14 protein-coding genes are annotated in these 12,244 nt (G+C 72.2%); 10 read left to right on the top strand and 4 right to left on the bottom strand.

Going from position 1 to position 12,244, the window contains the following annotated elements; genetic code table 11:
* Positions 1-120: 120 nt before the first annotated feature.
* The 5 genes from afsQ1 to A3Q37_RS23695 all read left to right on the top strand — a co-directional run bounded on the left by afsQ1 (position 121) and on the right by A3Q37_RS23695 (position 4,043).
* Positions 121-798, top strand: a complete 678-nt coding sequence (gene afsQ1 / locus A3Q37_RS23675; protein ID WP_006127084.1) for a two-component system response regulator AfsQ1 — start codon at positions 121-123, stop codon at positions 796-798.
* On the top strand, positions 795-2,324 hold the full coding sequence (locus tag A3Q37_RS23680; RefSeq protein ID WP_065487637.1) for a HAMP domain-containing sensor histidine kinase: 1,530 nt from the start codon (positions 795-797) through the stop codon (positions 2,322-2,324). The genes afsQ1 and A3Q37_RS23680 overlap by 4 nt, the downstream gene beginning before the upstream one ends.
* A gap of 89 nt (positions 2,325-2,413) precedes the next feature.
* A complete protein-coding gene (locus tag A3Q37_RS23685) occupies positions 2,414-3,049 on the top strand; it encodes a hypothetical protein (RefSeq protein WP_065487677.1) in 636 nt (211 codons plus the stop codon).
* 120 nt (positions 3,050-3,169) lie between these two features.
* A complete protein-coding gene (locus A3Q37_RS23690; RefSeq protein ID WP_065487638.1) occupies positions 3,170-3,742 on the top strand; it encodes a VanZ family protein in 573 nt (190 codons plus the stop codon).
* A gap of 94 nt (positions 3,743-3,836) precedes the next feature.
* On the top strand, positions 3,837-4,043 hold the full coding sequence (locus A3Q37_RS23695) for a PspC domain-containing protein (RefSeq protein ID WP_065487639.1): 207 nt from the start codon (positions 3,837-3,839) through the stop codon (positions 4,041-4,043).
* Between the two features lie 126 nt (positions 4,044-4,169).
* Here the strand turns inward: A3Q37_RS23695 and A3Q37_RS23700 are convergent, their stop codons facing one another.
* Both A3Q37_RS23700 and A3Q37_RS23705 read right to left on the bottom strand, forming a co-directional pair.
* Positions 4,170-4,469 carry a hypothetical protein gene (locus A3Q37_RS23700; protein WP_010058552.1) on the bottom strand — a complete coding sequence of 100 codons (300 nt, stop codon included), beginning with the start codon at positions 4,467-4,469 and terminating at the stop codon, positions 4,170-4,172.
* Between the two features lie 135 nt (positions 4,470-4,604).
* Positions 4,605-5,759 (bottom strand): adenosine deaminase, encoded by a 1,155-nt coding sequence (locus A3Q37_RS23705; RefSeq protein WP_065487640.1) that lies wholly within the window; start codon positions 5,757-5,759, stop codon positions 4,605-4,607.
* A gap of 187 nt (positions 5,760-5,946) precedes the next feature.
* On the opposite strand from A3Q37_RS23705, the gene A3Q37_RS23710 reads away from it, so the two are divergent.
* Entirely contained in the window at positions 5,947-6,624 is a 678-nt protein-coding gene (locus tag A3Q37_RS23710; RefSeq protein ID WP_065487678.1) for a dienelactone hydrolase family protein, read from the top strand.
* A gap of 62 nt (positions 6,625-6,686) precedes the next feature.
* On the opposite strand, the gene A3Q37_RS23715 is transcribed toward A3Q37_RS23710, so the two are convergent.
* Positions 6,687-7,442 carry a hypothetical protein gene (locus A3Q37_RS23715; protein ID WP_065487679.1) on the bottom strand — a complete coding sequence of 252 codons (756 nt, stop codon included), beginning with the start codon at positions 7,440-7,442 and terminating at the stop codon, positions 6,687-6,689.
* Between the two features lie 49 nt (positions 7,443-7,491).
* Entirely contained in the window at positions 7,492-8,445 is a 954-nt protein-coding gene (locus tag A3Q37_RS23720) for a LysR family transcriptional regulator (RefSeq protein ID WP_065487641.1), read from the bottom strand.
* 62 nt (positions 8,446-8,507) lie between these two features.
* Here A3Q37_RS23720 and A3Q37_RS23725 point away from each other — a divergent pair, with 62 nt between their 5' ends.
* From A3Q37_RS23725 to A3Q37_RS23740, 4 genes are all read left to right on the top strand, one after another.
* Positions 8,508-9,818 carry an MFS transporter gene (locus A3Q37_RS23725; RefSeq protein ID WP_065487642.1) on the top strand — a complete coding sequence of 437 codons (1,311 nt, stop codon included), beginning with the start codon at positions 8,508-8,510 and terminating at the stop codon, positions 9,816-9,818.
* 186 nt (positions 9,819-10,004) lie between these two features.
* Positions 10,005-10,721 (top strand): L,D-transpeptidase, encoded by a 717-nt coding sequence (locus tag A3Q37_RS23730; protein ID WP_065487643.1) that lies wholly within the window; start codon positions 10,005-10,007, stop codon positions 10,719-10,721.
* Positions 10,722-10,914: 193 nt separating this feature from the next.
* Positions 10,915-11,943, top strand: coding sequence for a sigma-70 family RNA polymerase sigma factor (locus A3Q37_RS23735; RefSeq protein ID WP_065487644.1), 1,029 nt, complete (start codon positions 10,915-10,917; stop codon positions 11,941-11,943).
* A complete protein-coding gene (locus A3Q37_RS23740) occupies positions 11,943-12,242 on the top strand; it encodes a hypothetical protein (protein ID WP_141693605.1) in 300 nt (99 codons plus the stop codon). The genes A3Q37_RS23735 and A3Q37_RS23740 overlap by 1 nt, the downstream gene beginning before the upstream one ends.
* Positions 12,243-12,244 lie beyond the last annotated feature (2 nt).

Consider the following 12,244-nt stretch of genomic DNA (forward strand, 5'->3'; position numbering starts at 1 on the left):
TTCATGGCGCTGTCCCCCGACTGTCACAGGCCTGTCACAGGGGCGGTTGCGGCCGTGCCCGGACAATCGGACGGCACCACAGGTCGAACTGAAGCGCCACCATGGGCCAGAATGACGCTCGTGCCTTTCCTGTTGCTGATCGAGGACGACGACGCCATCCGCACGGCCCTCGAACTCTCGCTGTCACGCCAGGGCCACCGTGTGGCCACCGCGGCGACGGGAGAGGACGGCCTGGAGCTGCTGCGCGAGCAGCGGCCCGACCTGGTCGTGCTGGATGTGATGCTGCCCGGGATCGACGGTTTCGAGGTGTGCCGGCGGATCCGCCGCACCGACCAGCTGCCGATCATTCTGCTGACCGCGCGCAGCGACGACATCGACGTCGTGGTGGGACTGGAGTCCGGCGCGGACGACTATGTGGTGAAACCCGTCCAGGGCCGGGTGCTGGACGCCCGGATCCGGGCGGTGCTGCGCCGTGGGGAGCGCGAGTCGACCGACTCGGCGACCTTCGGCAACGTGGTGATCGACCGCTCCGCCATGACCGTCACCAAGGACGGGGAGGACCTTCAGCTCACCCCGACCGAGCTGCGGCTCCTGCTGGAGCTGAGCCGCCGGCCCGGACAGGCCCTGTCCCGGCAGCAGTTGCTGCGGCTCGTGTGGGAGCACGACTACCTGGGCGACTCCCGTCTGGTGGACGCCTGTGTGCAGCGGCTGCGCGCGAAGGTGGAGGACGTGCCGTCCTCGCCGACCCTGATCCGTACGGTGCGGGGCGTGGGTTACCGGCTGGACTCGCCTCAGTGACCGAGACCGCCAAGCGGTCCCTGCGTGCGGGGCTGCGCTGGACCAGTCTGCGCCTGCGGCTCGTCGTGGTGTTCGCGCTGGTGGCGCTGGTGGCCGCGGTGTCCGCCTCGGGGATCGCGTACTGGCTCAACCGCGAGGCCGTGCTGACCCGTACGCAGGACACCGCGCTCGACGACTTCCGGCGGCAGATGCAGGACACGGCGGCCGCGCTGCCGACGCGTCCCACCAAGGACGATCTTCAGCGGGCGGCCGGGGAGATGGCGTCCAGCAGCCCGGGCTACAGCGTGCTGCTGGTGGCCGAGCGCGAGCGCGGCAAGCCGATCGTGGGCTACTCCGACCTGGACACCTTCACCCGGTCCCAGGTGCCGGACTCGTTGCAGAAGCAGGTGGCCCGCAAGCAGCCGCTGTCGTCGAGCAACGAGCACGAGTACCACCTGTTCTGGCAGCGTACGAGCATCGCGGGCACGCCGTATCTGGTCGCCGGTACGCGGATCATCGGCGGCGGCCCGACCGGTTACATGCTCAAGTCCCTCGACCAGGAGCGGCAGGACCTCAACTCACTGGCCTGGTCGCTGGGGATCGCCACCGCACTCGCCCTGGTCGGCTCGGCGCTGCTCGCGCAGGCCGCCGCGACGACGGTGCTGCGCCCGGTGCAACGGCTCGGCGACGCGGCCCGCAAGCTCGGCGAGGGCAAGCTCGACACCCGGCTCGTCGTCTCCGGCACGGACGAACTGGCCGATCTCTCCCGTACGTTCAACAGGACGGCGAGCTCGCTGGAGAAGAAGGTCGCGGACATGAGCGCCCGGGAGGAGGCGAGCCGCCGGTTCGTCGCCGACATGTCGCACGAGCTGCGCACCCCGCTGACCGCGATCACCGCGGTGGCCGAGGTGCTGGAGGACGAGGCGGACACCCTCGATCCGATGATCGCGCCCGCTGTGCATCTGGTGGTCAGCGAGACCCGGCGGCTGAACGACCTGGTGGAGAACCTGATGGAGGTGACCCGCTTCGACGCGGGTACGGCCCGGCTCGTCCTGGACGACGTCGACGTGGCGGACCAGGTGACCGCGTGCATCGACGCGCGGGCCTGGCTGGATGCGGTGCGCCTGGACGCGGAGCGCGGCACGATGGCCCGGCTCGATCCGCGCCGGCTGGACGTGATCCTGGCCAATCTGATCGGCAACGCCCTCAAGCACGGCGGTTCGCCGGTGGGCGTACGGGTGCGGACCGAGGGCGAGGAGCTGGTCATCGAGGTACGGGACCACGGTCCGGGCATTCCCGAGGATGTGCTGCCGCACGTCTTCGACCGCTTCTACAAGGCGAGCGCCTCCCGCCCGCGGTCGGAGGGCAGCGGGCTCGGCCTCTCCATCGCCATGGAGAACGCGCACATCCACGGCGGGGACATCACGGCGGCGAACTCCCCGGACGGCGGCGCCGTCTTCACGCTGCGGCTGCCCCGTGACGCCGGGAGGATCGCACAGAACGACGAACCGGGCGCGGGGGCCCCGGGCGAGGACGGGGCGACGTGATGCGCGGCGATGTCACGTACCGGAGGCGGAGCCCGCTGCGGCGGCGGGGCCCGCTGCGACGGCTGGGCCTGCTGCGGCAGCAGGGCTTGTTGCGGCAGCAGGGCTTGTTGCGGCAGCAGGGCCTGCTCCGAGGGCGGTCGGCCGTCTCTCTCGCCGGCCTGCTGGCGGTCGCCGCGCTGGTCTCCGGGTGCGGGATCCGGACCACGTCGGTGCCGGTGGACGCGGGGGCCGCGCCTTCCCGGGTGCCGTGCCGGCTCTCCGCGTCGGACCTGACCACCCGGTCGCCGGACAGTGTGAGCGCCGAGGTGTATCTCGTGTGCGCCTCGCAGCTGGTCACTGTGGACCGCCCGATGCCGGCGGCCGCGATCGGCGCCAAGCCGGTGGAGGTGGCCCGCGCGCTGCTGAAGGAGGTCCAGCAGGCGCCGTCGGCGGGCGAGCGGCGGGCCGGGTTCACCACGGCGGTTCCGGCGGGGCTGCGGGTCGATCCGCCCCGGGACGGCGATCCGGCGGGCGCCCTGCGGCTGAGCACCCAGCCGGAGGATCTGTCGGCGGAGGCGCTGGCCCAGCTGGTGTGCACGTTCACGGAGAGCGCGTCGCTGATCCAGGACGGTTCGGTGGTGCTGGGCGGGCCCGGGGACTACCCGCCGCGCGGCTATCTGTGCACCTCGCAGACGAAGTCCCGGCCGGGGGATCTGGCCACCCCGGACGCCCTCCGGCTGGACTGACCCGGGGCCGGGGCGGGGCCGGGAGGGCCGGGGAAAGCCGGATGTACGCAGCCGGGCCGGCCCTTCGTACGCAGTCGCCCCCGGCCGTACGGAACCGATCCTGCCGGTCGTGGCGTCTTGGTGGGCGTGCGTCACAGTTCGGACGGCCAGACCGTCATCCACTTCCGCGCGGCGGGCATCACTCTCCTGATCGCACATCTTCTGTTCGTCGGGTGGCTGACGCTGCGCCCGCTGGACGTCCCCTGGACCACGGCGGCGAACTTCGAGCCGCTCGCCGGCATCCGGGCGGACCTCGCGCTGGGACCGGCCGAGGCGGCCCGCCGGATCGGCGGGGCGCTGCTGCTGCTGGCCCCGCTCGGGGTACTGCTGCCGATGGCCGGGGGGCGGATCTTCGTCTCCCCCTGGGTGTCTCTGCTGCGTACCGTCGCCGCCGGGGCGCTGATCTCGCTGGCCATCGAGCTGGGTCAGACCGGGGTGCCGGGTCAGGTCGTCGACGTCGACTCGCTGCTGCTGAACACCACGGGCGTCGTTCTCGCCCATCTGCTGATCGTTCCGGTCTGCCGGGCGCGGCTGCGCCGCCGGGGGCTGCCGGGCGTCCGGGATCTGCCCCACTACCGCCATGAGACCCGACTCAGGGACGAGGCCCCTGGGGGATCGACCCCGACGATTACCGGGGTCGGCCTCGCCCCGTAGAGCGATGCTTTGTCCCCCTTCGCAGCGGCACCATGGATACATCGGGGAGCAGAGAAAGCTGCTCCTGCCGCAACGGTTCGCGAAGGAGCCCACCATGGCCGCACTTGTCCGCCCCACCGAAGGCCGCATGATCGGCGGAGTGTGCGCGGGCCTCGCCCGGCGCTTCGGTACCTCGGCCGGCACGATGCGCGTGATCTTCCTCGTCTCGTGCCTGCTGCCCGGTCCGCAGTTCCTGCTCTACCTGGCGCTGTGGGCGCTGCTGCCCTCGGAGAAGTCCGCCTCCTCCGCGACGGCCTGGTGACGCGCCGGACCACGGGGAGCGCGAAGGCGGCGGAGAACGCGCGGTGGGGCGCACACCCTGGACCAGGGTGTGCGCCCCACCTGCATGTGCGGGTGCGCGCCGGATCACCGGCGCGCGGGGTGCGGATCAGCCGCCGAGCGGGATCCCGTTGGCGGTGAGGCCCTGGGTGGGCAGTCCGCCGAGCAGGCCGGTGACCGGGGCGGCCGCGTCGGTGGCCTGGCCGCCGAGGACCTTGCCGACGGTGTCCTGGACCGGCGCGTTCTGGACCGACTGCGCGACGGTGTCCAGCGCCATCGTCGAGACGGGGAGCGCCCCGGCCGCGGCGTCCAGCGGCAGCGCGGGAGCGGCGGAGGCGCTGCCGGCGGCGGCAGCGGCGAAAGCGGCACCGAGAGCGGCGACACCGAGAGTCTTGGCAGACTTCTTCATGGAGAATTCATCCTTGGGGAAGGGGATGTGAGCGGCTCTGCAAACTAGCCATCCCGCCACCCCCTCCGCAAACATCCCGACACGCGGAAAAAGGGCCGGGAAACTACTTCCCGGCCCTTTCGTTCGGTGCGCCCCTCAGCTTCCGGAGACCGTAGAACTGCTGGTCACAGCGGTCTGGCGGAAAAGCCACTCCGACCTCAGCTCGGCGTACCCGGGCTTGATGACGTCATTGATCATCGCGAGACGTTCGTCGAAAGGAATGAAAGCTGATTTCATCGCATTGACTGTGAACCACTGCATGTCGTCGAGCGTGTATCCGAAGGTCTCGGTCAGCAGCTCGAATTCCTGACTCATGCTGGTGCCGCTCATCAGCCGGTTGTCCGTGTTCACCGTGATGCGGAAGTGCAGCTTGCGCAGCAGCCCGATCGGGTGCTCGGCGTACGAGTCGGCGGCGCCGGTCTGGAGGTTGGAGGTCGGGCACATCTCCAGCGGGATGCGCTTGTCCCGTACGTACGAGGCGAGGCGGCCGAGGGAGACCGAGCCGTCCTCGGCGACCTCGATGTCGTCGATGATCCGCACCCCGTGGCCGAGCCGGTCGGCGCCGCACCACTGGAGGGCCTGCCAGATCGACGGCAGGCCGAAGGCCTCGCCCGCGTGGATCGTGAAGTGGTTGTTCTCGCGCTTGAGGTACTCGAACGCGTCGAGGTGGCGGGTGGGCGGGAAGCCGGCCTCGGCGCCCGCGATGTCGAAGCCGACGACACCCTGGTCGCGGTAGCTGTTGGCCAGCTCGGCGATCTCCAGGGCGCGGGCGGCGTGCCGCATCGCGGTGAGGAGGGCGCCGACGCGGATGCGGTGGCCGTTGCTGCGGGCGATGCGCTCGCCCTCGCGGAAGCCCGCGTTGACGGCCTCGACGACCTCTTCGAGGGTCAGGCCGCCCTCCAGGTGCTGCTCGGGTGCGTAGCGGATCTCGGCGTAGACGACGCCGTCCTCGGCGAGGTCCTCGGCGCACTCGGCGGCCACCCGGAACAGCGCGTCACGGGTCTGCATGACGGCGCAGGTGTGGGCGAAGGTCTCCAGATACCGGGGCAGCGAACCGGAGTCGGCGGCCTCGCGGAACCAGATGCCGAGCTTGTCGGGCTCGGTCTCGGGGAGGGAGTCGTAACCCTGCGCGCGGGCCAGCTCGACGATGGTGCCCGGCCGCAGGCCGCCGTCGAGGTGGTCGTGGAGCAGCACCTTGGGGGCGCGCCGGATCTGGTCGGAATCAGGGACATTCGGGGTCTGGCTCGTCATCTTCGCACTCTAGCGCCTACGCGCGTAGAGCGCCGGTTGCCGATGCGTAACAGTGACCGGAAAGTCGGGTGGAGTACACCTGCTCTTCTGAGACTGTTCTGTCATGGGACAGCGCGCACTCCCCCTGCCCGCAGCCAGGCTGGGACGGGCCGTACAGACGGCCGGAGCAACCGACGAGGTCAGCGGCGTGGTTCTGCTGCTCCCGGACGGCGAGGCCGACTCGCACCGCCGCCCCTCTACCTTCTCGTACGCGGCACAACTGCCGTTCGCCCGCGCCCTGGCCCGCGCCGGGGAGGGCGACGGGCTCACGGTGCACGTGCTGCGCTACCGCTGCCGGGGCTGGAACGCGGACGACGCGCATCCGGCCGAGGACGCCGCGTGGGCGGCCGACGAGGTGCAGCGGCTCTACGGCGATGTTCCGGTCTGCCTGGTGGGCCACGGGATGGGCGGGCGGGCCGCGTTGCGGGCCGCCGGGCACGGTGCGGTCACCTCCGTCCTGGCGATGGCCCCCTGGCTGCCGGACCACACCGCCGCCGCGCCGGAGCCGGTGAAACAGCTGATGGGGCGCCGGGTGCTGATCGTGCACGGCACCAACGACGAGCGTACGGACCCGGAGCTGTCCTACCGGCTGGCCGAGCGGGCGAAGAGGTCCAACCGGGACACCTGCCGCTTCGAAGTCCACTCCGACGGGCACGCGTTGCGCCAGCACCGCTCCGAAGTGGTGGCGCTGGCCGCCGACTTCATCCGCGGCTCCCTCTTCTCCCGCTCCTACGCCCGCCCGGTCGCGGACGCGCTCGCCGCGCCGCCGCCGCTGGGGCTGCGGATGCCGCTGGCCGCCGGGTTCGGGCGGTCGCTGCGGCACTGAGGGGGCGCCGGACCGGAGCCCGTGTCGGGCCTCTTGCCGCAGACGTCGCACCGGGGTCGGGGTCAGGCCTCCTGTCGCCGCGCGAATCCTCGTAGCAGCAGCGCCGTGGCCGTCCATACGGTCGCGCACCCTGCGGCGCCGACCAGCAGGACCAGCCAGAGGGCGTCCGTGGCGACGGCGGCGGTGACGGCGATGCCGGACGCCAGCAGCGTCGCCACCATCACCACGACGACCTGGGCCGTGGGGGTGTCCGTTGCGCGGATGGCGCGGCGGCGGTGCAGCCACCCCGCGCCCCGGAGGAAGACGGTCCCGACGATCAACAGGGCGAGCCCCACGGCCAGTCGGACGGTCGCGTGGCGGCCCGGCTCGTCGATCGTGTCCTGGCGCAGCTCCCCCGCCTGCACCGCCCACACCACATCGCGCCAGGAGAGGACCGTGACCCGGTCCCCGGGCGTCAGCTTCTCCCAGACGGGCCCGCGGCCCCGCATCCGTACCCTGAACGGCGGTTCCTCGGCCTCGCCGTCGAGCGTGACCCAGTTGGTGACGGTCTTGTTCGACCGGCCGGTCTCGGTGGAGACGACGGTGGCGGGCCACTCGGCGAGGCAGTCCCCTTTCTCCGGCGCGGAGGCCTCCGAGCACGGCCGCGCGGCCCGGAAGTCACGGGCCTCGGAGAGCGCCCCGGGCAGCAGCGCGAACAGGACGGCGGCGGCGAGCACCAGCACCGAGCCGACGACGGACGCGAAGATGACGCCCTTCAGGCTCGGGAGCCCGGGCGACTGCGGGTGCTGGTGCGGGTGGGGAGAGGGGGACTGATTCACCGGGGCATTCTCGCTCACCTGTTCCCCTCGGTCTGTCTCGTCCGTTCCCTCAGTCCGGCAGCAGGTTCCCCCGGCGCGAGAGCAGGAAGCGTTTGAAGGCGGCGACCGGCGGGGTGTCGGGGTGTCCGTCCAGCCAGGCGACGCCGATCTCGCGGGCCGCGCGCGGGGCCGTCACCGTCAGCTCGACGACCCCGGGGCGGGCGACGGCGGGCGGTGGCAGCAGCGCCACCCCGAGCCCGGCCGCGACCAGCCCGCGCAGGGTCTCCGCCTCCTCGCCCTCGAAGGCGACGCGCGGGGTGAAGCCCGCCTGGGCGCAGAGGTCGTCGGTGATCCGGCGCAGCCCGTAGCCCGGCTCCAGCGTCACGAACGTCTCGTCGGCGGCCTCCGCGAGGCGGATCCGGCGGCGGGAGGCGAGCCGGTGGTCGTCCGGGACCACCAGCCGCAGCCGCTGTTCGTCGAGGCGGCGGGTGACCAGGTCGGGGGCGTCGGGCACGGGCGAGGTGAGGCAGAGGTCGAGGCCGCCCGCGCGGAGCCGTTCGATCATCGCCTCGCCGTAGTTCTGCACGAGCTGGAAGCGGACCCTGGGGTGGTCGACCCGGAAGGCGCGGATCAGGGCGGGCACGGTCTCGGAGCCCATGGTGTGCAGGAAGCCGAACGAGACCCGGCCCGCCGTGGGGTCGGCGTCCGCCCGGACCGAGTCGGCGGCCTTCTCCACCTCGGCCAGGGCGCGTTCGGCCGAGCCGAGGAAGGTGCGGCCCGCCGGGGTGAGGGACACCGTACGGCCCTTGCGGGCGAACAGGGCGACGCCCAAGTCCGCTTCGAGCCGGACCATGGCCCGCGAGAGCGTGGACTGCGGGACGCCCAGCTCGTGTGCGGCGCGGGTCACATGCTCGTGCCGGGCGACCGCCTCGAAATACGCGAGGCGGGGCGCGAGCACGGCCCGGATGTCTTCTTCGTAACTGCTTGGTGACAGCCGAGGCCCTGAGCTGCGTTCATGCGCCATGGGATTGATTATCGCAGTTTCGTGCATTGGACGCATGAAACCGGCGGGTCTACTTTCGTCGTATGCCTCCCGCCGATACCGGGGCATCCACCGTCGTGGTGGGTGCCTCTGCCCCGTCGTCCCCCGTCACCACCACCGCCGCGCCGGCCGCCGCCGCGCATGAGCGCCTGGAGCCCGGCCGCCCCGGCTACCGGAAGATGAGCTTCGCGCTCTTCGCCGCCGGTGTCGCCGCGTTCGCTCTCCTCTACTCCACCCAGGCCCTGCTGCCCGCCGTCTCCGCGTCGTTCGACGCCACCGCCGGACAGGCGAGCTGGACGGTCTCGGCGGCGACCGGGGCGCTGGCCCTGTTCGTGCTGCCGCTGAGCGCGCTCTCGGAGCGGTTCGGGCGGCGGCAGATGATGACGGCGTCGCTGGCGATCGCGGTGCTGGTCGGGCTGCTGGTGCCGTTCGCCCCGTCGATGGGCGCGCTGATCGCGCTGCGCGCCGTCCAGGGTGCGGCGCTGGCCGGGCTGCCGGCCTCCGCCATGGCGTATCTCGCGGAGGAGGTGCGGCCCAAGGCGCTGATCGCCGCGATCGGGCTGTTCGTGGCGGGCAACAGCATCGGCGGGATGAGCGGCCGGATCCTCACCGGCTGGGTCGCCCAGGCCTGGGGCTGGCGCGCGGCGCTCGCCGCGGTCGGGCTGCTCGCGCTGGCGTGCGCCGTCGCCTTCCACTTCCTCATCCCGAAGGCGCGGAACTTCCGCCCCGGTTCGCTGAACCCGAAGGCCCTGGCGAAGACCGTCGCCGCTCACCTGGGCAACCCGCTGCTGGTCCGGCTGTACGCGATCGGCGCCCTGTTCATGACGGTGTTCGGCGCGGTGTACACGGTGATCGGCTACCGGCTGGTCGAGGAGCCGTTCAGCCTGCCGCAGGGTGTCATCGGCTCGATCTTCCTCGTCTACCTGGTGGGTACGGTCTCCTCGGCCGCCGCCGGACGTCTGGTGGCCCGCCTCGGCCGCCGGGGCGCGCTGTATCTGGCGGTGTCCACGACGGCCGCCGGGCTGCTGCTGTCACTGGCGGATCAGCTGGCGGCCGTGCTGCTGGGCCTGGTGCTGATCACGGCCGGTTTCTTCGCCGGGCACGCGGTCGCCTCGTCCTCGGTGAGCCGGACGGCGACGGAGGGCCGGGCGCAGGCGTCGGCGCTCTACCAGTCGGCGTACTACCTGGGCTCCAGCGCGGGCGGCACGCTGGGCGCGGTCGCCTTCCACGCCGGGGGCTGGGCGGCGACGGTGACGCTGGGCCTGCTGGCGGTCCTCGGCGTCGTCTCGATCACCCTGTACGGGACCCGGGTGGCGCGGGCGGAGCGGCGGGCGCTGGTTCCGGCCACCCGCTGAACGGTCCGGGCTCCCCTGCCCCGCCGAGCGGCCCGGGCGCCCCGGTCGCCCGCCGGGCCGGTGGTCGTCATCCTTGCGCCGCCGGACCGGGACGCAACCGAGACCTCCCCCGCGCAACCACCGCTCCCCTTCGTACGTCTACCAGGCGTAACCACAAAACCACTGTGGGCGAAGGGGAGTTGCCGCATGGGAGACATGGCGAAGACATCCGGCAGACGGCTGCGACGCGGGGTGGCGCTGTCCGTCGCCGGACTGGTGGCCGCTCCGGCCCTGGTCCTGGGCAGCGGCACCGCCGCCCACGCGGCGTCCTGCACGAAGTCGGTGGGGCCCCACCAGAAGCAGGTCGAGAAGTTCCTCAAGCGGCCCGTGGACGGCAAGCAGTCGGCGGCCGACTGCAAGGCGATCCAGAAGTTCCAGAAGGCCCACGGGATCACCCCCACCATCGGCTACGCCGGCCCGCTGACCTGGCGCACGATGAACACGATGCTCGCCCAGAAGGCGGCCGGGAAGAACCCCAACAAGGCGGGGAAGTGCCCCACCAACAAGGGGCGCATCGCCTGTGTCGACCTGACCCGGCAGCTGAGCTGGATCCAGGACGGCAAGAAGCTGAAGTACGGTCCGGTGCCGGTGCGGACCGGCCGGGACGGCGCGGAGACCCGGACCGGGGCCAAGAAGATCTACTGGCGCAACATCAAGCACTGGTCGACCATCTACAAGGTCTGGATGCCGTACTCCCAGTTCTTCGACGGCGGCCAGGCGTTCCACTCGGTCACCAAGTCCATGTACAACCCGCCGGGCTCCGGCGGCTGCGTCAACATGCGGCCCGCCGACGCGAAGGCATACTGGAAACTGCTGAAGAACGGCGACGACGTGTACGTGTACGGGCGCAAGCCCGGGACCTGAGCGAGGCGCCGGGCGCACCCCGAGGGGTGCCGGACCGATGGCTCCCGAGGGGTGCCGGACGGATCGTGGCCGGAGCCACGGCCTCCGGCGCCCCTTGTCGTCTTTCCGCCCCGATTGTCAGTGGCCTGCGGTAGCTTCCGACGTACCGGGTGACGGATGCCACAGCGCGAGGGCGCGCGACAGGGGTGGAGCGATGAGCGATCTGACCACGACGACGGCCGCGGGTGCGGCGGCGGACGCGGGGAAGCCCGATGCCGCCGGGATCGACAGCCGTCTGGAAGGGCACCGGGTCGAGCTGACGGGGTACTGCTACCGGATGCTCGGATCGGCCTTCGAGGCCGAGGACGCGGTGCAGGACACCCTGGTCCGGGCCTGGCGCAACTTCGACAAGTTCGAGGGCCGTTCCTCGCTGCGCTCCTGGCTCTACCGGATCGCCACCAACGTCTGCCTGGACATGCTGAACGCGGGCAACAAGCGGGCCCGCCCGGTCGATCTGACCGGCCCGACCCCGCTCGCCCAGGCCGCGCTGAGCCCCCGCCCGGAGAACGTCTGGCTGGAGCCGATGCCCGACGGGCGCATCCTGCCGTCGCTCCAGGACCCGGCGGAGGCGGCCGTGGCGCGCGAGTCGGTGCGCCTGGCGTTCGTCGCCGCCCTCCAGCACCTGCCGCCGAAGCAGCGTGCCGTGCTGATCCTGCGCGAAGTGCTCGCCTGGAAGGCCGCCGAGGTCGCCGAGCTGCTGGAGACCTCCGTGGCCTCGGTCAACAGCGCCCTCCAGCGGGCCCGCGCCACGCTGACCGAGACGGAGGGCCGGGCGGGCGATGCGGCGGACCCGCTCGACGAGGAGCAGCAGAAGCTCCTGGAGCGCTATGTGAAGGCGTTCGAGGGCTACGACATGGCCGCTCTGACCGCGCTGCTCCACGAGGACGCGGTGATGACGATGCCGCCGTTCGACCTGTGGCTCCGCGGCACCGGCGACATCACGGGCTTCATGACCTCCATCGGCGCGGCCTGCGCGGGCTCCAGGCTGGTGCCGGTCTCGGCCAACGGATCCCCCGGCTTCGCGCACTACAAGCCCGCCGAGGACGGGTCCGGGTTCGTGCCGTGGGCGGTCCAGGTCATCGACATCCAGGACGGGGCGATCACCGGGATGCACTGCTTCCTGGACGTCCCGCGCTGGTTCCCACTGTTCGGCCTGCCGGACCGGCTGCCGGCGGACGCGTAGTGGGCGGCCGAAGACCCGTCGTGCTGCTCGCCGCCTGGGTGGTGATCGCCGCGGGCGGCTGGGGGGCCACCCATTGGCTGGGCGAGCCGGCCGCCACTTCCGGCCCGGCTCCCCGGCCAGCGCAGGAACGCGGGGCGGAGACGGCGTCCCCGGACCCCTGTGACGCCCCGGACGGCTCCGCCCGGACGACGCCGACCGGCCCGCCCGGCGGCTCGGAAGCCCCGGACACCTCGTTCCGGCAGAACCCGGACGGCACGTGGAGCGCGGCGGAACTCCGGGCGTACGTCTGCACGGGCTGAGG

The organism is Streptomyces sp. PTY087I2, assembly GCF_001687325.1.
Classification (GTDB): Bacteria; Actinomycetota; Actinomycetes; order Streptomycetales; family Streptomycetaceae; genus Streptomyces.